Here is a 21,690-nt window from a genome sequence, read left to right as displayed (position 1 = left end):
GGAGTGGAAGGTATGAGCGAAAAGCTGCGTCAGCTGATGAATAGCATTACTCCGCCGGATGAGGTGGCGGCTTCGGCCGCATCACAGCATTTGGATCAATTAACAAAGCCGCCGGGAAGTCTTGGGAAGCTGGAAAGCCTGGTCATCCAGCTGGCAGGAATTACAGGGGTGGACAAGCCTGAATTTAATCATAAAACCATTATGGTTATGGCTGCGGATCACGGTGTATGTGAAGAAGGGGTCAGCGCCTTCCCGGCTGAGGTTACGCAGCAAATGCTGTATAACATGCTGTCAGGCGGTGCGGCCATTAATGTACTCGCACGTCATGCGGGCGCAGACGTCAAGGTTGTAGATGTTGGCGTTAATGCGGATGTTGCACACCCGGATTTGGTGAGCCGCAAGGTGCGCATGGGCACTTCGAATATGGCTAAAGGGCCAGCCATGCTGCGCACGGAAGCGGAGCAGGCGATTTTGGCCGGAGCTGAAGCTGTAGCCGAAGCGTTCGAAGATGGCACACGGCTATTCGTTACCGGGGAGCTGGGCATCGGGAATACGACAGCCAGTGCTGCGGTCGTGTGTGCCCTTACCGGACTGGAGCCGGAGGTTATCGTAGGCCGGGGCACGGGGGTAGATACGGCTGGGCTTACCCGTAAAATAGCGGTGGTCTGCCGCGCATTGGACGTGAACCAGCCGGATGGAAATGACGCGCTCGACGTGCTGACCAAGGTGGGCGGTCTGGAGATTGCCGCCTTGGCGGGCGTCATCCTCGGCGCAGCCGCACATCGCTGTCCAGTCGTGCTGGACGGCTTTATTTCCGGCGCAGCTGCCCTCGCTGCGCGCGCTCTGGCGCCCGCAAGCGCGGCGTACATGCTCGCCTCGCACGCCTCGGACGAGCGCGGGCACGCGGCGGTGCTTCGCCAGCTCAAGCTGGAGCCCATGCTGCATTTGGACATGCGGCTCGGGGAAGGCACAGGTGGGGCGCTGAGCCTGCACCTGATTGATGCGGCGTGCCGCATTATGCGCGAGATGGCGACCTTTGCCGATGCTGGCGTATCGGACGGTCAGGGAGCCGCGCAGCGATGAAGGCGCTCGTGACCGGCGGGGCACGCAGCGGCAAAAGCGGCTTTGCCGAGCGCTTATGCATGGCGCGCGCGCCGCGCGCCTGCTACATTGCCACGGCACAAGCCTACGATACGGAGATGAAGGAGCGCATAGCCCTTCATCGGTTCCAGCGCGAGTCTGCCGGGTATGACTGGCAGACTCTGGAGGAGGCGCAGGCGCTGCCGGAGCTGCTGCGGCGGCTTGGCAGCGGCGCAGAGGCAAGGCCGGCTACGCAAGGCAGCCAGCCTGTCAGCTTGCACGCCAGCCAAGCACCGCAGCCATCACCTGCTGCGCCTATGGTGCTGGTCGACTGCCTGACCCTCTGGCTGTCGAACGTGCTGCTGGCCGCTGGCGAGGACGGCGAGGCCGCGTCCCGAGCCGCCATCGACGAATTGGCGGCAGCTGTCGAGCGGTATCCGGGTCCGCTCGTCATCGTGACCAATGAGGTCGGTGACGGTATAGTGCCCGAATATCCGCTTGGACGACTGTATCGGGATTTGGGCGGAATCATGAATCAGCGAATCGCCCGTCTGTGCGATGAAGTATTTTTGGTGACGGCGGGCATCCCCATAGAACTTAAACAGCTGGAATATAAGCTATGAGCCGCGAACGTCAAGCTGTCGCTGCCGCCTTTCAATTTTTGTCCCGTCTTCCGGTCAAGGCGGAGCTGGATTTTTCCCCGGAATTGCTTAAGCGTAGTGCAAGCTATTATCCACTGGTCGGAGCAGTGATTGGCCTCATCGTCTGGTGCTTTGCAGCGCTCGTTTCTTTGGTGCTGCCGCCGTTGCCATCTGCGGTTCTTACTCTCGTCATGTGGGTTTGGCTGACGGGTGGACTGCATTTGGATGGCTGGATGGATGCGGCTGATGCTTTGTTCAGCTATCGATCCCGTGAGCGGATGCTGGAGATTATGAAGGATAGCCGTGTAGGAGCGATGGGCGTCATTGCTTGTGTGCTGCTGCTCATGCTCAAGGCTTCTTTACTGTATACTGTGCTGGATACTACGCTGAATGAAGGGAATCTATCCGGCTTGTTGCTGCTTCCGATGGTTTGGAGCCGCTGGTTTATGGTGCATGCGATGAAGCGCTGGCCCAAAGCGCGCAACGATGACGGACTGGCAGCACGTTTTGCCGATATGAGCGGTGGGCGTGTCGGATTAGCTGTATTTTGGGCTGTTCTGGTGACTTTGGGTGCGGCCGCAGGACAGTATATTCTTGCAGCGTTGCCCATAGGAACAGGCGGCATAGGGAATTTATCAATGGCAGGAGCATACATACGGACGTTCCTTTTGTATTCCGAGGACCTTCCAATCTGGATAGGCTTTGTGCTGCTGCCCTGGTTGGCTTACGGTGTTGGAACCTTCGTGGCCAATCGTATTAACCGCCGTTTGGGCGGGCTGACGGGCGATATTTACGGAGCCTTGAACGAATTGCTGGAGACTGTTTTACTGTTGTTTATTGTTATTTTGTACGGGTTGTGATCCGGTTTAAAATAAACTCATTAAAGGGGAGAGGCCATTGTCAACTTTCGAACCGTCCTGCACCAATCCGGCAACCGTATTGATGCTTCAAGGAACAGCATCGGATGTGGGCAAAAGCGTAGTGACGACTGCCCTGTGCCGTATATTTGTACAGGACGGCCATCATCCCGCACCGTTTAAGTCACAGAATATGGCGCTCAATTCTTATGTCACGGAGGACGGCAAGGAAATTGGACGTGCTCAGGGGGTGCAGGCTGAGGCCTGCGGTATTGAAGCGACCACCGATATGAATCCAATTTTGATTAAGCCGGTCAAGGATATGCACTCACAAATTGTTGTACACGGTGTACCTTATGCTTATATGAGCGCCTCCGATTATCGGAAGGACTTTTTGCCAAAAGCCAGGCAGACGGTCATGGATGCTCTGAACAGGCTGCGTGACACCTATGATATCGTGCTTATGGAAGGGGCAGGCAGCCCGGCAGAGATTAATTTAAAGGATCGCGATATTGTAAATATGAATCTTGCGGGCTGGGCGGACGCTCCCGTATTACTTATTTCGGATATTGACCGTGGGGGCGTCTTCGCTTCTCTGGTAGGAACTATCGAGCTGCTGGAACCGCATGAAGTGCAGCGTATCCGGGGATTCATTATTAACAAGTTTAGAGGCGATCTGTCTCTGCTTCAACCGGGACTGGACTGGCTGGAGAAACGGACCGGTATTCCGGTACTCGGTGTACTGCCTTATCTGCCGGATATTCGCATTGAGGCAGAGGATTCCGTGGTACTAGACAAGAAGCCCCGGCTGTCTGCAAAGGATAAGGAACTGGACATTGCGGTCATTCGATATCCGCGTATTTCCAATTTTACGGACACGGATGCTCTGGCCGCAGAGCCTGATGTGAGCGTACGTTATGTTACGGAAGCCGGGGAATTGGGCGTGCCGGACGCCATTATTTTACCCGGGACCAAAGACACGATCGGCGATCTGCTTGAACTGCGCGAAAGAGGCCTGGAGGAAGACATAAGACAGGCCATGAAGACAGGACGCACGCAACTGGTCGGTATTTGTGGAGGCTATCAGATGCTTGGCACGGCTTTGTTTGATCCCGAAGCAGTAGAATCCGGGTTGCCACAGCAGGCCAGAGGCTTGGGATGGCTGGCTTTATCCACGACCTTTTTAAAGGAAAAACAAACCGTGCGCGTACAAGGAACCCTGTCTATCCATTGCCCGCTGTTGCTAAGCACTGCATCTGATTCGGATGATGAGTCCAAGTCCAAGCCAATCATTGAAGGCTATGAAATACATATGGGTGTTACAGAATGTGTTACGGGACCGCAATCGTCTACAGAAGGAACTCCAGGTATGGATCAAATGCGTTCGCTATTCCATATCCGGCGTGGGGAAGGAACAGGCTTTGAGGAGGGCTGGGGTACGACAGATGGTAAAGTATGGGGAACCTATTTGCATGGTGTGTTTGATAATGACCGTTTTCGCCGTTCCTGGCTGGATGGGTTGAGGCAGACCAAGGGCTTGACCCCGCTTGCTAGCACCTTCACCGTGCGTGCAGCCAAGGAACGAGAGTTTGACCGTGTTGCAGAGGTGGTACGGGCCCATTTGGATATGGATCAAATTTATCACATTATGGGGATGAACTCTTAAACGCTATACGTGCTCCAAACGTGCTCCAAAGAATATGCTTAAAAAAATAAAGAGGTATCTCTATAGCCATTGTACTCATGACTAAGAGACACCTCTTTTTAGGTTGCCTGCTTACACGATTTTAAATTTTTGCACGGCTGCTTGCAGTTCAGTCGCTTGCTTGCTTAATTGACGTACTACTTCGCTGTGACTCTCCATTTCATTCAGTTGCTCATCTGCATTTAAACCGATTTCCTGGATCATATTCTGTGCATTGGCAGCGATCAGGGCCGTCTCCTCTACGGATGCCGATACCTCTTCCGAACTGGCGGATACTTGCTCCGTTGCTGCGGATACCGTTTGAATCGTAGCATTGATTTCTTGCATAAGCTCACTGAGCTGATTAAAGGCTAAACTTGCCTGTTGAACCATTTCCGTGCCCGAATGGATTTCACGACTGACCCGGGTGACGGAATCCACGGACTGCTGTGATACTTCCTGAATGGTAACCAAATAATCGGAAATCTCCTGTGTTGCTTCCTTGGATTGCTCGGCGAGCTTGCGGACTTCTCCGGCTACTACGGCGAAGCCGCGGCCATGTTCACCCGCACGTGCAGCCTCAATTGAGGCATTCAGGGACAGCATTTGGATCTGTTTCGTAATATCGAAAATAGCCGAAACGATACTGCCAATGGCTTCAGAGCGCTCATTCATACTATGAATGTATCGCAGCGATTCATCGGCGGCTTGTCCTACCTGCGTCATTTGGGCTACCGCATTTTGAGCGAGCGTATTACCGTTAACCGTTTCCTGGGTCGCTTCACTGATTTGATCGGATACATCATTGGCAGAGGATGCAATATGCTGCACCCCTTGAGCGATTTCCTCCATGGCCTGTGCATTTTCGGCAGCAGCCGAAGCAATGCTGGAGCTTCCCTTGGCCACTTCCTCTGCAGCAACTGTAGAGTCCTGCACTTTAACACCCATAGCTTCAGTCCGACGAAGCAACTCGTTGGAGCCTTTTACAACCGCACCAGATGTAGAAAGTACATGACCGATCATTTCCTTCAGGTTATGAGACATGGATTGAAAGCTGCGGGCAAGCTGAGCAATTTCGTTGTCGCCATGAACCTTTGCTTCCTGTGAAAGGTCTCCTTGAGCGATTTTTTCACTATGACGAACCAATTCGGCAATGGGCCCTACAACTTTACGCACGATGAGGGTAGAAATAATTCCGCTCAGCAGGAGCGTTGCTATGGTAATACCTATGCATATCCATAAAATTTGTTGCGATTTTTCCTGTACAAAGCCGACATCTTCGTTCACACCAAGAATCAGATTACTGCCCGATATAGCAAAGAAGGCGGTTTTGTGTACCCCGTATGAGTCGCTGTAAATGTCACTGACATTCATCTCGCCTTGTTTGGCTTTTTTAATATCCTCTACAGGAACGACAGCATCCTTGACCTTATAGGCTGATTTGACATTACGTGCGACAATTTCGGCCTTGCCATCCTTCTCCACCGCGAGATATGCCGATTCTAACTTGAGGGTATCGACCTTCTGCTGAAGATAAGATTCCATCTGTAAAACGGAGCCTGAATCAGAACCGCTTCCTTGCCCAGCCTGAACAGCTAAAGAAATATTGAGATCCTGATATACATTTTTGGCTCCGGTTTCCAGCATTTGGTCTACCTGAGGCAAGACACTGTTATTAATGATATTCATAGATACTGCGTAGAAACTGATGCTGAACAGAAGGGATGCTAAAAGCTGAATCAATATAAACATAACTCGCAATCTCGCACCAATGGAACGATTAAAACGCTTCATGATAAATCTCCTCTCACATTTCACATAATGATAATAAAAAAACAGACGAATTCCCCTGCTTGATGTAGTCTGCTTGTCCATTTGCAATACTAGACACACCATGATCTACTTGTTTTCCTTTCTTTACTTGAAGAAAAAACTGAAAATGTTCGGTTTCTATGTATATTTCAGCTATATTCAAGAGACAAGAATGAGAAAGGGAAGGAATCCATGATTTACTAAAAAGTAGGATAGACCTATTTTACATAATTAACAAGCGGTTGAATAGTCATATTTGCCCAAAAACAAACAAAAAACATATAACTATGGTCTTGGGTGTTTAGTCTTCTTTAAAACTATTGTAAAAAAGAACTATTACAAGTAGTATAAGGAATAGCTGTTTTACAAGCTTCTTGTAAGCTTGCTTTAGTAAGTTTGGATGTAGTCTTCAATATACATATTAAAAGGAGAAAAAGGTTGTTATGAATCAGGAACTACTTTCTAAAGAAACTCCCAAAGCTACCATAGGAGGAAATACGATAAGTCGCCTGTTTGATTTTATATCAGGCGTATTCACTCCAATCTTGCCGGCAATGATTGGGGCAGGAATGATCAAGGCAGTTATATATGTTTTAATGTCCTTCGGTTTTTTGTTGTCTGATCCACCGATGTATACTATTTTATTGGCCGTCAGTGATGGGTTATTTTACTTCCTGCCTATTTTTGTGGCGGCAAGTGCGGCAAGAAGGCTGGGCAGCAATGTGTTTGTTGCGGCGGCCATCGGAGCATCCGTATTCCATCCCCAACTAACAGCTTTGCTCCAATCCGGTGAGGAGATCCGTTTTGCTGGTTTGTCAGTTATTGAGCCGCAAGCTACTTCTTCCATAATACTAATCCTTGTTGTCGTCTGGATGGCGTCGTATGTGGAGAAGTGGTTGGACAGGTATATCCCTTGTTGGCTTAAATTGATGGCTGTCCCGACATTGACACTGGTGATCACTATATCTTTGATGATGTTTGCTTTTGGACCGCTGTGGAATTATCTCGGCGAATATTTATCCGATGGATTCGGCTGGTTGTTTGACAATACAGGAGTGCTTGCAGGGCTGTTGCTCGGGGGTACTATGGCTGTGCTGATTATTGCAGGCATGCAATATATCATGATTCCGATTATGGTTAGCTCGCTTGCAGCCTTGGGTTATGATCAAATATTCCCTGTGGTATTGGCAGCAACACTTGCTCAGGCGGGTGCAGCATTTGGCGTGCTTTTTAAATCCAAAAATGGAAAAGTGAAAACGCTGGCCTTTTGGACAGGCTTGCTTGCCCTGCTGGGGGTGACTGAGCCAGCGATGTATGGGGTCGCCATGCGTTTTAAAAAGCCTTTTGTTGCGGTGTTGGTCGGAGGAGCGCTGGGTGGCGCTTTTATGGTTCTATTTGAAACCAAGTCAATGGCCGTTGGTGGTATAACAGGTCTACTCAGCCTGGGAATCATTGTCGGACCCACATTAGTGTATGCCATTTGGGGGATGCTGATTTCGTTTGTTAGCGCAGGCGTAATTACGTATTTTATAGGCTTTAAGGATGTGAAGGAAGAGCCACATGAAAGTGTTTACAAAAAAATGTTGTAGACTGTGTTTTTATGTGATATTATGATGACAGCTTTTCAAAACTGCACAATCGTGGGTTGTTACTGAGCATATCGGGCAAAACCATAAGCAGGCACTAAGTGTCAGTTTTGGTATTGCCCTTTTTACTACTCCAAGCGGCTTAAGGTGATGGAATGAAGATAGAAAAGGTGCTGAATAATAACGTCGTGACGGTGATTGATGAGCATCAGAAAGAACTGGTCATCATGGGTAGAGGCATTGCTTATAAGAAAAGCACAGGCGATGAGATCGATGAAGCGCAAATCGAGAAAATTTTCAAGCTTGAAAGCACCGAGGTTTCCCGCAAGCTGATGAGCCTGATGTCTGATATCCCTATTGAATACGTTGAAATTTCTGATGAAATCATCCAATATGCCAAAACGATACTTGGTGTACAGTTGCATGACAGCATCTATATTTCGCTGACGGATCATATCCATTTTGCCATTGAGCGTTATCGTTTGGGAATGGATATCAAAAATGCACTTTACTGGGAAATCAAACGCATGTACCGTAAAGAATTCTCAATTGGCACCAAGGCGTTACACATGATTCAGGACAAGCTGGGAGTTACACTTCCGGATGATGAAGGAGCGTTCATCGCTCTACATTTGGTGAATGCCCAGCTCAATAGCGAAATGCGCGAAACGATAGCCCTGACGAACATCGTCAAGGATATTATAAATATTGTCAGTCGCTTTTTTGTAATGGAGCTGGATGAAGAGTCGCTAAGCTATTACCGCTTTATTACACATCTCAAATTTTTTGCGCAACGGGTAATGAACGGAACTCCTGTGCAAAATGCAGATAATTCCCTTCATGATATGGTTAAGGTACAGTATAAGGACGCTTATGCCTGTGCGGAGAAAATAAAGGATTATACGACTAAAATCTATGGTCGAAGTTTGTCCCAGGATGAGATGTTATATCTCACCATTCATATCGAACGTATCATTAAAAATCAATGATTTAACGATAATCAGGGATTTAGGATTGCTACTTCTAACCGGAAGGCAAAACCTGAATGCTGAAAGAAGATTGGCTTTCTATAAAGCTGACTGCTTTCTGTATTCAGGTTTTTTTTATTGTCAATTCGCGTGTTATATACCTTCAGGATTTTGCAAAATCCTCACCTTATAAAGAAAAGAGGAATACCTTATGGATCGGAATCAATTATCCAAAGAGATACTTACACTGGTCGGTGGTGAAGAAAACGTTGAGCAGGTAGTTCACTGCATGACCCGCCTGCGTTTCAACCTTCATGATGATAAGAAAGCTCAGAAGGAACAGCTGCAAAAAACGGATGGCGTCATGGGAATAATGGAAAGCGGCGGCCAGTTCCAGATCATTATCGGTAATGATGTAGCTAACGTGTACAAATCGTTGGTAAGCAACATGTCCAGGGTGCCACAAAGTGAAACAGGCGCAAGCAATGCTTCCAAGAAAAAGCAAAATCCGATCAGCAGTCTGTTTGACTTTATAGCTGGTATGTTTACACCTATTTTACCGGCGATCACCGGTGCAGGTATGATCAAAGGGATTATTGCCCTCTTGGTGGCTATGCACTGGATGTCCGACAAGAGCCAGACCTATACGATTTTGGCGGCCATAGGTGACGGTGCATTCTACTTCCTGCCGATTATTCTGGCTGTGAGTGCTGCTAGAAAACTGGGAAGCAATATGTTTATCGCGGCAGCGATCGGCGCCTCAATTTTGCATCCGACGATTACAGCATTACTGGCATCCAATGTGAAGGTTAGCTTTATCGGTCTCCCGGTAACGGCGGCCACTTATTCTTCGACCGTAATCCCGATTGTCATCGCCATCTGGCTGGCGTCCTATGTGGAAAAATTCATCGATAAGTATACGCATGCATCACTGAAGCTGCTTGTCGTTCCGACACTGACTTTATTGATTATTGTACCTTTGACATTGATTGCAGTAGGTCCGCTGGGTTCTATTATTGGGAATGGCCTCTCGGGCGGTATTTCCTGGCTGTTTGAAAATACAGGTGCACTTGCAGGTCTGCTGCTCGGCGGTACCTTCTCCCTGATCATCATGACAGGTATGCACTATGCGTTGGTTCCTATTATGATTGGTTCGATTGCAACGCTGGGCTTTGACTACATGATTCCAATTATGGGAGCAGCTAACCTGGCACAGGCTGGTGCTGCACTCGGCGTATTCTTGAAATCCAAAAATGACAAAGTTAAAACTGTGGCTTTCTCCACGAGTTTGACAGCTATTATGGGTGTAACGGAACCTGCAATGTATGGTGTAAACATGCGCTTTAAAAAACCATTTACTGCAGCGTTGATCGGCGGAGCCGTCGGTGGGGGCTTCATGAGCTTGTTTGGTACAAAAGCGTATGTTATGGGTGGATTGGTTGGTTTGCCTGGTCTGGCGATGTTTATTGGACCGACTTTCTTGTACGCAATCCTGGGTCTTATTATTGCATTTGTAGTTGCTGCGCTGGTTACCTATTTGATCGGCTTTACAGATGAAAAGAACGAAGAAGCACCGCAGGCAACAACAGATGCTGCTGGAGACTCCGCTGCTGAGGAAGCAGTACCATCTGCTGTAGCTTCACTGCCGAAAGGTGAGAAGATTCCGGTATATAGCCCGATTATGGGTGAAGTTAAACCGCTCAGTGAAGTCAATGACCCTGCATTTTCTCAAGAAATCATGGGCAGAGGGTGGGCTATTGAGCCAACTGAAGGCCGCGTTGTTTCTCCAGTCGAAGGCACCGTATTCTCCATTTCCAAAAGTGGACATGCCGTAGGTTTGGTGAGTGATTCCGGACTTGAAATGCTCATACACGTTGGGATGGATACGGTTAAGCTGAAAGGTCTTCATTTTACGCCTCAGGTGAAAGCAGGGGATCGAGTGAAGGTAGGTGACCTCATGCTGGAGTTTGATCTGGTGGAAATCCGCAAGGCTGGCTACGAAACGATTACACCTGTTATTGTTACGAACGTAGCTCAGTTTAGCGAGTTGGAGTCTGCTGGAAATCAGCATAAGGTGATTAAGGAACAGGAGCTTTTATATACCGTGATCGTCTAACGACAACAAAAGGCTTTACGTAAAAGCTGAACATCAAGCGTTGGATTCAAGAAAAGGCAGGTCTTCGAAACAGGGAGGCTTGCCTTTTTGTGTTTTCAATGTAACCCGAAGAAGCTGAGCTGGCTTCAATTCATATATTGGAATAAAACCTACAAAAACAGTTGGCTTTGTGATATAGTAATTAACGGATTTAAGGGTCATCTTGCACAACATCATGTGTCTGGAGGAAAAATATATGGATACCTTCTTTATTATTTTGAACGTGCTCGTCCTGCTTGCACTGCTCGGCGTGATGGTCTGGATGCAGAAGAAGCACATCTCCTTTACAAAAAGAGTATTTGCCGGACTGGGCTTCGGTCTGATCTACGGGGCTATTCTTCAGTACGCCTATGGCTCTGGTTCCGAGGTTATTGCGAAATCGGTCGATTGGTTCAACCTTGCAGGCAATGGCTATGTCCGTTTGCTGCAAATGGTAGTCATTCCGCTCATCATGGTGTCGATTATTTCAGCTATTATGAATTTGAAGGGAAGACAAAACCTCGGCAAAATCAGCGCATCTATAATTGCCGTGCTGCTGATTACAACGGCTATTGCTGCTTCGGTCAGTATTGTAACCAGCCTGTCGTTCAATTTAAAAGCGATTGAGATTCAAAGCGGGGAAAAGGAGCAGGCACAGGGCCTGAAAATGCAAGAGCGTCTTGGGACGGTTCAGGATATGACCATTCCACAGCAGATTCTGGAGTTCATTCCCTCCAATCCCTTTGAGGATATGACGGGCGCACGCCGTACTTCGACGCTGGCAGTCGTTATTTTCTCGGCCTTTATCGGGGTGGCTGTGCTTGGACTGGATCGCAAAAAGCCGGAGCAGGCGCAAACCTTCCGCAATGTAATTGACGCCGTGTACGCTGTGGTGATGCGGATTGTGACGCTGGTGCTGAGGCTGACGCCTTACGGTATTCTGGCACTCATCACGAAAGTTGTAGCTACGACCAATCCTGATGAAATCTTGAAGCTGATCAAATTTGTGCTCGCTTCCTATGTGGCTTTGCTGGTGATGTTCGTCATCCATCTTATCTTGCTGGCCTTGTTCGGCTACAATCCGGTGACGTATGTGAAAAAGGTATTGCCTACATTGGTTTTTGCCTTTACTTCCCGTTCCAGTGCAGCGACCATTCCGTTAAATGTTGAAACCCAGACGAAAAAGCTCGGCGTGTCCGATGGGATCGCGAATTTGTCTGCGACCTTGGGAGCAACTATTGGTCAAAACGGCTGTGCGGGGATTTATCCGGCCATGCTGGCGGTCATGATTGCTCCAACCATGGGCATTGATCCGACGAGCTGGGATTTTATCCTCACGCTCATTCTGGTCGTTACGGTCAGCTCGTTCGGCGTGGCGGGTGTAGGTGGTGGAGCAACCTTCGCTTCCTTGATCGTGCTTTCTACGATGAATCTCCCGGTAGCATTGGCGGGCTTGCTCATTTCAGTCGAACCGTTAATTGATATGGGACGCACCGCGCTGAATGTGAATGATTCGATTACAGCAGGACTCATTTCCAGCAAGCTGCTCAAGGAGAACGATCAGGACGTGTTCAACGACCATGGACTGGATTTAGATACAACGGCACGTTCTTAAATAAATGTTAAAACGCACTGTGCACCTCAATATTCAGAGTCGGCCATCAGGCCGGCTCTTTGTTTTGATTTCATCGCCATGTAATTATAGCTGTTCACCAATCCTGATCTATGATACATTAAAATAATGTTTTTCCGGCTTGCTTCGGATGAACCGCGGTTCGCAACCATCCCGCGCTATCAAAACTAGGAGGATTTCATGTTCAATCTGTTATGGGGGGCGGCTTTTGTCCTCGTCAATTTTATGTTCTTTTTGTTATGTTATCGTTTGTTCGGTAAAAAAGGATTGTACGCCTGGATTGGTGTCGCTACGGTACTGGCCAACATTCAGGTCACCAAAACCATTGATCTGCTCGGCATTACCACGACCTTGGGAAATACGATGTATGTTTCCATGTATATGGCCAGTGATTTGCTGAATGAGAAATACGGGCCTAAAGAGGCGCGCAAAGCTGTATGGTTCGGCTTTTTCACGCTGATTATGACGACGATCACGATGCAGATGGTCCTGCTGTTCCAGCCGACTGCAACGGATTTCGCCCAGACGCCGATGCAACAGTTGTTCGGATTGCTGCCAAGGCTTGCGCTTGCCAGCTTGACAGCCTATGCGGTCAGTCAATTGCTGGACGTGCGTCTGTACGCCTGGATTCGCAAGTTTTTCCCGGAGCGTCATCAGCTCTGGATTCGTGGCAATGGCAGCACGATGATCAGCTCGTTTATAGATACACTTATTTTCTGTAGCATTGCTTTTTACGGTTATGCATGGGGAATATGGCTGGAGCTGTTGTTCACTACCTATATTTTAAAATTTGTGCTGACCGCGGCGGGTACACCGATTTTGTACATCGCGCGCAACTTCCGCTTAATAGAAGAGGAGGGGCAGACTCTCAAGCCATAATTGGCTTGGGGGCGCCCCTCCTTTTTTTTTTGCATAACCGTGTAATTATTTTACTGCTGTATATAGAGAATCGTTCAATGAAGCTTGCAGTTGCTTATATTGAAGGATGTGGCTCGTCTAATCAAACCTTTTACTATGAAGGAGGCTATGGAATGAAGCAGTTTACCCTATGCACCCGATGTAAATTTCGCTATGTGACACAAAGGGCCAAAGAAAGTTTTACACAGGAGAAAATGGCAGGAGAAGCCATGCTATGCCTGCATTGTATCGGCGAACTCACAGGTAAAATTATAGATCAGTCCGGGAGCCTTGTGGATCCACATGAGGTTGAACAGTCTAATCGGCAGCAGCATATTCCGAGGTCGTCTATTGAGGCCTGCAGACCCTGTATGAAGAAACGGGGGCAATAAGGGCGGTCAAGTACGCCGGTACAGTTAAAACCTCGAATGCTTCACTTATATTGATATCGTCAGGAAGGTGGTTTGCTCAAAACTGGGATACCATTGGAATGGAATATTAAACTGGAGGTTTTTGAAATGGGAATAACGAAGAACAAAAAAATGTTGATTAAAGGTGCAGGCAAGTTCATGGCTAAAATTCCAAATAGTGATGAACTCATCACGATCGGAACACTGAACAACATGCTTCTGGACATCCAGCTTGATATGCAGGATATCGAGGGTGGAGATTCCAGTGTGCCCCTGGATGCCTTGCTTCGTAAAAAGACGATTGATATTACGGCTCAAGATGCCAAATTTGACTTAAATCTGGTCCGTCTCGTCCTTGGTTCCAAGCTGCGTGAAGGTGTTAGCGGAGTGTCTTACCGACTGGTAACGGAAACGGTGACGGTTCCGGGGGAATCCCCATACCAGGTGCTGCTTACAGAAGCCGCAGCGACAAGTCCTGCTATTCAGGCCTATGAGGGTGTAATTACAGGCCCAAGTGTAACCACAGAAGTTACCGTGACAGGTAACAAGGCAGTGTTCGATGCAGCGTTGGCCGGGAAAAAAGTAGTGATTGTTTATCCTGTAGCTTTGAGTGGAGTTCAGCAGGATGACGATGGATTTGTGTGGGAACTGGAAGAGAAGCACGTGATTCAGGAAGTGAACGGGAAGTGTGAGGCAGAGCTTGTCTTTGGCACCTCGCTGTACACCACGCCTGAAATTTCAGTGCGTACGTTAACAGGAAACAAGCTTCTCAAACGATTGTCCACCGGAACCCCTACCGAGGAGCAGTACCTTGTTGAAGGGGGCAAGCTGATTTTCAATCCGGCTTTGAAGGATGTAGCCATTTATGTCAACTATAAACGCAATGAAGTTGTAGATGTTCTGGATATTTCGAGCAGGGATTTACCATTGACAGTTCATCTGGTTCATGATGGCCGGTTTGAGCAAAAGGACGGTTCTGTACAGGGATACCAGACGGAATTGTATCAATGCCGCGTGAAATCCAATTTCACGATTGATGCTCAGCGCCAGCAGGCGTCTACGCATAATGTAACCTTGACGGTCATTGATCCGGAACGCTTTGATAACAAGCTAGGTACAATCAAGCGTTATGAGGTTGCAACAGCATCTGCTAACAACTGATACGTAAGGATGTGTGTTCAGAATGAACGAAAGAGAGCTCACCATTCCATCCAAAAATGAGCTTCCCAAGTCAGCTGAAGTTGCAGAAGATGCAAAAAAGATTTTGACAGAAGAGGAAGCTCAAATTAAAGAAAAAGCATTCTTTGAAGAAGATGAACAGGTGCGTCTACGTGACGGTAAAACGTATTATTTGCCCCCGCTTGGGTTAAAGGATGCGCGTAAGCTGATCAAAAAGCTGAATGCTATTGATTCCGGTATTATTATTGCAAATCTGATCCCAGATGAGCCGGAAGGTACGGATCGATATCATGAACTGATCGATGTGCTGATGATGGGCTTCAAGCCTTATTACAGCTGGATGACTCCTGAGTATTTGGAAGAGTATGTTGATCTCGAAACAGCCAAGCAAATTATTGATGCCATGATCGGACTGAATGGAATAAAAAAGTCCATGTAGCCACTGAGGATGAGGAGTTGGAGTATGACCGGCAAGCTCCCATTGACTGGGCGAATCTTTTTTTTAAGCTGGCCCATTATTGTCACCTGGACAAGCATCAGGTTTGGGACCTTACCCTCCCTCAGTTGGGCTACTATCTGGAGCAGTGTCATGACCATATCGAATTTACAATTAAAGTATCCTCTATGTCTGCCTTTGGGCTATGGAGCGGGGCTGATCAAATGGATCGTTCGGATCCCCGCCATACAGGCCGTGAAGAAGTCAGGGAAGACGGCTCATATATGGGCAGCTATAAGATAGCGGACGAAGAAGATATGGCATTTTTGGCCAATATGCTTGGTTGAAGGTCACTCCTGCTCTGCTCCATATGGAGGGGCGGGAGTTTCATTTTATAAAGGGTGGTGAATGTATGGGTAATTTAGAGACTGATGTGCTTGCGGAGCTACAGGCATTTATTCAGACACTAAAGCATTCTTCTAGGGAGAAGAGGCAGGGATTGGATGTACGCTTTGAGCGTTTGGAGGAACACAAGACTACGGTAAGTACCTTATTGGATTTTAGGACAAGGCCGGAAGTAAACCAGCAAGAACCAGATCAGCTATCAGCAGTTCCGGTAGCAGAAGTTTCCAACGTGAGCAAGGTACAGCGAGACAGGAAGCAAAGCCGGCAGATGCTAAACGCTGAAATAGCAGCCGTACGAACAGACGCAATGGAGTTCATCCGTATACAAAAACACCAAGCTCAGGGCTTGCATAGTGTACTCAGTCATCAGCGCACATGCCATATGAAGCCGGAAGCTTCATGGAACTTCCAGGAGCAGGTCAGAGAGTGGAACAGTCAGTCCAAATCAACTCGGGTAGATCATTGGGCTGAGATGAAGCTGCCAGGCGGTATGTTTAAAATGCCTGCCCCCCCTTCGTATACGATCAGCTCCGGTGATGTGATTGTCCATATGACATTGCCTAATGTCACGAATAACGTAAGTCCGACTCAACTGGAGACGATGGGTAACAGACTGGGAAGAGGTCTACAAAACGGTAGAGTGGGAAGCTTGCGGGATCAACTTCTTATGAACCCGACCACTGCTTATCGTAGCAGTACATCCTATTAGTCCGTCATCCGTCGTAGCGGAGCAAAACATCATTTTTAAGGACAGGAGGTATACATTTGACGCAGCAAAGTCCCCATAAATCAGAAGATATGATCTACAAAAAGCGACTATTTTACGATAACGGAATTCGTTTTGTCGAGGTCAAGGCTAAGCTAATCAATGAGTACAAGCCACCGGCTCCGAACCTGAAATCATATGTTCATGAGACGTTTTCCCACTCGGCAGGTTTGGTCAATCGTGGAACCTCACATTATACCGCTACCCTGACACTTTTATTTTACTCTAAAAAGGAATACGCGGACTGGCTATCTTTTATAGGCTCAGAGCACAAATATTATGATGAAAAAGGCACCATTTACCTGGGGATTGTGACAGGTCAACCAGATATTCAAACAGCGGAGATGGAAACCAAATATATCATCCAAGTCCAAATGTCACTTATTCGCAAGCAAAGTGATGATTCCCGCAGCAAAAGCCAATTCATGGACCTCAAAGGCCATTGGGCATCCACCTATATCGAGGAAATGGAGCAGCGCGGTATGGTCACCATCCCTGCGTCTGAAGGCGAGGTAAGCCCTTATTTCAGACCGGACGAGAGCTGTACCCGGGCAGAGGGAATCACCTTTTTGATGAGGTCCTACAGGTATGTGGACCAGATTCTAAGGGGGCATTGAGATGAAACGCTGGATTGATGTAGACCCGCTGGATTGGTTTTATAGAGATATGCTGGATATGGCACGATTAGGTCTGGATGCTCCAAGCGAGCACAGCTTTATAGAGGGGCTGCCCTACGACACTTTTGAACCAGGACATGAACGCATGATCAAGCGCTATGTCACGTCCGATGGTCAACAGGAGTTTGCCATTCCCGGCTATCAGGTGCATATTGAAAATCCGGTTTTTGTTCTCATCGATGGAGTTCAGATGCAGCCTGAAAAAGTGGAGAACGAAAAGATAACGATGCCCCATCCTCTGCCTGGCGGACTTGAGGTGCTATGCATCGCATATGGCAGACCCGCTTATCAGGAGGATGGCTGTGTTCATAGGCCTTATGTTGGGACGGACGAAAGTGCGATTTCCCTGCCTTCTGCGACCTTGTCCATGGCGGCTGATTATCAGAGCCAAACGAAATATCAGCCGGAGACGGTCACGGTTCTGGGAACCAAGCTCAAGCGGCTGCTGGTGCAGATTCTGGCGGACGAAGTTCCAAGTGAAGCTATAAAGAAGGCATTCGGCTTTAGACAGGATGTATTTGCGATTTATCAAGGAATTGTATATCTTCCCTTCAACTATAACGGATTTACCGCCATTGTCGGATATAACTATCGTGATGCCGGGAGGGTGCAATTCAAACAGGAGATCGTTGTTGCAAGTACTGCTCACGCCCGCTATCATGATCGTTTCTTTCCGGATGTTCGTATAAAAAGGGCACAGTTTCTTGTTCTTCTTCAACAGATGCGGGTGGATATCTATAACAGATATACCGACCATGGATTGGAGAGCAGTGCGTATCCACAGAGAACTATACAGGATCGGAGTACCTTCTCAGGCCAATGGTATGAGCAGGCTGTTATGGACTTGATGAGTGAGCAGTTCCTAGATGGAAGCCACGTATTTCCACTCTATGAAAACAATACGCTGGAGCCTGAAAAATGTATTACACGTGCGGAAGCCGTTGTATTTTTAAACCGGTTCATAGAATGGGCTCTGGAAAAATTTAGATAGGAGATGAAAAAATGACTTTTGTATCCAATGTGCGTAACCTCTCTAACCAATCGTTTGAATCCATGATGAAGCGTGCACAGGCTCTGGGCCGTAAGCCACGCGTCATTGTTGAACTGGACAAAATGTCCTATGTCCGTGGATCGCGACCAAACCAAGATGTCGTTCAATATGTAAAAGATACGTCCGTTAAAGACTTTTTATCCATTGATGGTGTGACCCAACTGACAAGTGAACAGGAAGCAATAAAGATTAGCGAGATAGCACGTCTCTCCAATCTGCCTATGTCCATGCCGATCCTTTCAAGTGCAAAAATGCGTGAACATGTTACTGATTCGAATCACATTCAGGGCATGCTGGTTACCAGCCGTCACCATTCAGTGAACTCCAAGCGCCCTCATCACAAGGGATTGGATCTGGCTTGTGACAAGGAAGATACCATCCATGCCGTATGGGATGGGAAAATCACTGCGGCTGGTGCCGTAAAGGGTTACGGCCACGCTGTATATATTGATCACGGCAATGGCTGGACGACCCGTTATGGTCATTTGAAACCGGGTGCCATGATGGTCAAGGTTGGAGATCATGTGAAGGCTGGAGACCCGATTGCTATAGGATGGAACTCGGGTCACAAGAATAGCAGTGAAGGCGGGGATGGAGCACATCTTCATTTTGAGGTTCGCAAGGATGGCAAGGATTTGAACCCCGAAGCTTTCCTGCGTGGGGAAAAAGCCATACAATTGCCCATTCGAACGCTGGATACGGCTGTTCAGAACAAAAGCGCGGCTGCTTCATCATTGGAAGCTAGCGCCGTCGAACCCTACACCGAATATAGCATGGAAGCGTGGGCTTATTATGTGAATCCTGCAAACTCTGAAGGCATTACCAGAGGCGGAACAGATGTACGGCAGTGGAAGGACTACAAAATTATCGCTGTCGATCCTTCTGTCATTCCTTTGGGAAGCAAGGTTGAGCTATGGATAGAGGGGAAAAATTGGGGCGAATATGTGGCCGATGATACGGCTGGCTCCACGAAGGGCAAACGCATTGAGATTTTAATGGAAAATGCGGAGAAAAGCCTCCAATTTGGGCGAAAACCTGTCATTGTAAAAATCAAGCAGTGGGGGGACGGAAGAACTCGCAGCGCAAATTCAGAAGTAGATCAATCCATTCCGTCCTACCAGATCAACCGAACCACAGAAAAGGTATCGTATTTCAAGGATTTTACGGCTCAAAAAACGAGTCTGGACCCTTTGAAATTTGTGGATATCGTAGGTGCCACGCAATTTTTCACGAATGAAACGCCTAATCAGGTCCGTAATGTTCTAGGTTTTCAACGAACAGGCGGGGCAGGCCAAGTGAAGAAATTTACGTTTGTGCATGACTGGTTCAAGGCAGGCTGTTTGAGCTGGGCCTATGTTTCGGATATGGATATCGAGGACAGAGTAGAGGTGAAGGTGGACGACCATGTAGTTGCGACCATTGAAGGGGTCAATGCCAAAAATGGACTGGCTTATCCTCCCTCTATTCCAGTGACTGGTGGAAACCACAAAATTGAATTTTCCATGTCGAATCCTTCCAAGGCGTCAAGGGGGAATTTCGGGATCACTTTACTGAAAGCCAGAGAATTTGATGTGGAATCCATCTCGGCCAAAACAGTCTGGACGTTTGAAGACCCGATGTGCACAATCAACAATTGGACTCCCGATCAGCAGGTAGTGGTGACGGATCTGGGAAATCAGCAGAAAATATCCACCACACGGGGAGAGGCTGGGATTGAACGGGCTGGGAAGATCAACAAATTTCCAATTACGATGCAGTTCCGAATCAAGGCCGATCAGGGAACACAAGGGAAAATAATGATCTCCAATGGCTCCAAAGCCTTTGTACTCAAGGTTACTGATCAGGGGATTTCTACGAATGTTAACTCCTATAGCCATAACCATTTGAGTGAGTACACGGATTATGTTGTAACCTGTCATAATGAAACGGATATGGATGTATATATAAAAAGCATACTGCCAGGCGGCATCGAACAATGGGAAAATACCCGGGTACGCGGCGTATCCGAGGATGATACGACGAACAGACTACGGTTTTCCGTATCTAGTGGCGGGCTATATATTGCAGAGGTAAAATATGCCTTCCATGATTACTCCATTGAGCAGTTTGCCACCCATATCGCAGATACGTATAGGGAGAAATGGTATGATGTCGGCGGATTTCAGTATGAGGATACCGTTTCACTGGAACGGGATGTGATGAACTGGGAGGTTTATTCTCACATGGATATGTCCTCGAGCTCAGCCTCCATAACTTTAAATAATGCCAAAGGGATCTATTCCCCATTCCTGGAACAATACGCTGCATTCTCTGATGGAAAGAAGCAGTCGTCTAATGAATTTACCTATTGGGAGGAGGGAGAACGGCGGCACCTGATTAGTGAAGGGACTCCGATCCGTATTTATGCAGGTTATGGCGATGAGCTGGTACGTGTATTTACAGGCATGATCAAGGGTGAAATTGAGGAGGATGCCAAGAGAAGAACGCTTACGTTTCACTCTGTAGACCGTTATGACATGCTGGAGGAATTTGTATTGTATAAGGATATGATCTACCCTCCAGAGGAAGCGTATGCCGGGGACGGCGGTGCCTTTGCCTGGATGAAGTCCAGCATTGTAAAGGATATTGTGGTTGCAGCCGGTCTTGATTCATGGCGTGTGCACAGTGAAGATTGCAAATACCCTGATTTGGATATAGACGAAACGGAGTATGTTGATGTGAAGAAGGGCGATCACTCCTATATGAGATTTGATCCCAAGACAGGGGAACTCCAGACGATTCCCCAAGATCAAGAACGTATAAAAACGGCAGAAGGCTGGAAAAGTCCTGTCGTAGCCAAGGTATCCTTCAAAGCAGGGACCAGGGCATCAGATGCTATACAAACGCTCATGCAGGATTTGCCTTATGATGTCAGATGTAATCGCTACGGAACGTTTGTATTGAAACGGATGGATTTTCTGGATACTCCGGATTGGGATCAGGTAGCCCGTCCCAAATGGAGCCTTACAGATGATCATTTGCTTGAAACGACGTCTTCTACCGACTATTCGCGTGTTCGTAATCATCTGATGATTACTGGTTCTGCAGGGTTAACAGAGCATTTTCTGGATAAAAGCCTGATTCTCGCCACCAAAGGGAACATGAGAACCATGGGATTACAGCTGCCATGGATTGAAGAGCAGGATGAGGCATCCATGCGCGATCTCAAGCAGCAGATAGCGAATAAAGTATTTTTTGATATGAAAAGACAAGCCCGCACCAAAAATATGGTCATTCTGGGCAACCCGCACATAGAGCTTTTGGACGGGTGTTATGTATATGACAACCATAACTGTAATGCGGGATATTATCTGATCAAGGGCAACAGGCTGGTTGGTAATGAATGTGGCATGGTCAACTATCTGGAGTTAACCTGGTCGGCTCTTTCTGCAACATCCTGATTTTGACGTTATAATCTATAATCCATAGCACAAG

The 21,690-nt window shown here is 47.7% G+C and carries 18 protein-coding genes; 17 read left to right on the top strand and 1 reads right to left on the bottom strand.

Going from position 1 to position 21,690, the window contains the following annotated elements; genetic code table 11:
• Nucleotides 1-12 precede the first annotated feature (12 nt).
• Genes cobT through KQI_RS0123720 form a run of 4 tightly spaced genes read left to right on the top strand, consistent with a single transcriptional unit; the run spans nt 13 to nt 4,244 of the window.
• On the top strand, nt 13-1,083 hold the full coding sequence (gene cobT, locus KQI_RS0123735) for a nicotinate-nucleotide--dimethylbenzimidazole phosphoribosyltransferase (protein WP_010349381.1): 1,071 nt from the start codon (nt 13-15) through the stop codon (nt 1,081-1,083).
• Complete coding sequence (locus tag KQI_RS0123730; protein ID WP_010349380.1) at nt 1,080-1,703, top strand: bifunctional adenosylcobinamide kinase/adenosylcobinamide-phosphate guanylyltransferase; 624 nt, start codon at nt 1,080-1,082, stop codon at nt 1,701-1,703. Before cobT ends, KQI_RS0123730 begins: the two co-directional genes overlap by 4 nt.
• Nucleotides 1,700-2,581 carry an adenosylcobinamide-GDP ribazoletransferase gene (gene cobS / locus KQI_RS0123725; RefSeq protein ID WP_010349379.1) on the top strand — a complete coding sequence of 294 codons (882 nt, stop codon included), beginning with the start codon at nt 1,700-1,702 and terminating at the stop codon, nt 2,579-2,581. Before KQI_RS0123730 ends, cobS begins: the two co-directional genes overlap by 4 nt.
• A gap of 37 nt (nt 2,582-2,618) precedes the next feature.
• On the top strand, nt 2,619-4,244 hold the full coding sequence (locus KQI_RS0123720; protein ID WP_010349377.1) for a cobyric acid synthase: 1,626 nt from the start codon (nt 2,619-2,621) through the stop codon (nt 4,242-4,244).
• A gap of 111 nt (nt 4,245-4,355) precedes the next feature.
• Here the strand turns inward: KQI_RS0123720 and KQI_RS0123715 are convergent, their stop codons facing one another.
• Complete coding sequence (locus tag KQI_RS0123715; RefSeq protein ID WP_010349376.1) at nt 4,356-6,056, bottom strand: methyl-accepting chemotaxis protein; 1,701 nt, start codon at nt 6,054-6,056, stop codon at nt 4,356-4,358.
• 461 nt (nt 6,057-6,517) lie between these two features.
• Here KQI_RS0123715 and KQI_RS0123710 point away from each other — a divergent pair, with 461 nt between their 5' ends.
• The 13 genes from KQI_RS0123710 (at nt 6,518) to KQI_RS0123650 (ending at nt 21,656) form a co-directional block, all read left to right on the top strand.
• Complete coding sequence (locus tag KQI_RS0123710) at nt 6,518-7,663, top strand: PTS transporter subunit EIIC (protein ID WP_010349375.1); 1,146 nt, start codon at nt 6,518-6,520, stop codon at nt 7,661-7,663.
• A gap of 152 nt (nt 7,664-7,815) precedes the next feature.
• Nucleotides 7,816-8,649 (top strand): BglG family transcription antiterminator LicT, encoded by an 834-nt coding sequence (gene licT / locus KQI_RS0123705; protein ID WP_010349374.1) that lies wholly within the window; start codon nt 7,816-7,818, stop codon nt 8,647-8,649.
• Between the two features lie 190 nt (nt 8,650-8,839).
• Nucleotides 8,840-10,744: a beta-glucoside-specific PTS transporter subunit IIABC gene (locus KQI_RS0123700; RefSeq protein ID WP_010349373.1), complete on the top strand. Its 1,905-nt coding sequence runs from the start codon at nt 8,840-8,842 to the stop codon at nt 10,742-10,744.
• Nucleotides 10,745-10,979: 235 nt separating this feature from the next.
• Entirely contained in the window at nt 10,980-12,377 is a 1,398-nt protein-coding gene (locus tag KQI_RS0123695; protein ID WP_010349372.1) for an L-cystine transporter, read from the top strand.
• 198 nt (nt 12,378-12,575) lie between these two features.
• Nucleotides 12,576-13,274, top strand: coding sequence for a queuosine precursor transporter (locus tag KQI_RS0123690; RefSeq protein WP_010349371.1), 699 nt, complete (start codon nt 12,576-12,578; stop codon nt 13,272-13,274).
• Between the two features lie 152 nt (nt 13,275-13,426).
• Nucleotides 13,427-13,684 (top strand): hypothetical protein, encoded by a 258-nt coding sequence (locus KQI_RS0123685; protein ID WP_010349370.1) that lies wholly within the window; start codon nt 13,427-13,429, stop codon nt 13,682-13,684.
• Nucleotides 13,685-13,810: 126 nt separating this feature from the next.
• The gene (locus tag KQI_RS0123680; RefSeq protein ID WP_010349369.1) at nt 13,811-14,863 is read left to right on the top strand and encodes a hypothetical protein; all 1,053 of its coding nucleotides are present in this window, start codon (nt 13,811-13,813) and stop codon (nt 14,861-14,863) included.
• 22 nt (nt 14,864-14,885) lie between these two features.
• Nucleotides 14,886-15,320, top strand: a complete 435-nt coding sequence (locus KQI_RS0123675; RefSeq protein ID WP_010349368.1) for a hypothetical protein — start codon at nt 14,886-14,888, stop codon at nt 15,318-15,320.
• A 17-nt stretch (nt 15,321-15,337) separates the two neighbouring features.
• Complete coding sequence (locus KQI_RS0123670) at nt 15,338-15,664, top strand: hypothetical protein (protein ID WP_010349367.1); 327 nt, start codon at nt 15,338-15,340, stop codon at nt 15,662-15,664.
• Between the two features lie 65 nt (nt 15,665-15,729).
• On the top strand, nt 15,730-16,431 hold the full coding sequence (locus tag KQI_RS0123665; RefSeq protein WP_010349366.1) for a hypothetical protein: 702 nt from the start codon (nt 15,730-15,732) through the stop codon (nt 16,429-16,431).
• Nucleotides 16,432-16,487: 56 nt separating this feature from the next.
• Nucleotides 16,488-17,105, top strand: a complete 618-nt coding sequence (locus KQI_RS0123660) for an S-layer homology domain-containing protein (protein WP_010349365.1) — start codon at nt 16,488-16,490, stop codon at nt 17,103-17,105.
• A 1-nt stretch (nt 17,106) separates the two neighbouring features.
• Entirely contained in the window at nt 17,107-18,156 is a 1,050-nt protein-coding gene (locus KQI_RS0123655) for a hypothetical protein (RefSeq protein ID WP_010349364.1), read from the top strand.
• 11 nt (nt 18,157-18,167) lie between these two features.
• On the top strand, nt 18,168-21,656 hold the full coding sequence (locus tag KQI_RS0123650) for a peptidoglycan DD-metalloendopeptidase family protein (RefSeq protein WP_010349362.1): 3,489 nt from the start codon (nt 18,168-18,170) through the stop codon (nt 21,654-21,656).
• The last annotated feature ends 34 nt before the right edge of the window (nt 21,657-21,690 follow it).

The organism is Paenibacillus peoriae KCTC 3763, assembly GCF_000236805.1.
Lineage (GTDB): Bacteria > Bacillota > Bacilli > Paenibacillales > Paenibacillaceae > Paenibacillus > Paenibacillus peoriae.
Note: the sequence above shows the minus strand (reverse complement) of the source record. Positions and strands in the feature narration are given on the sequence as shown.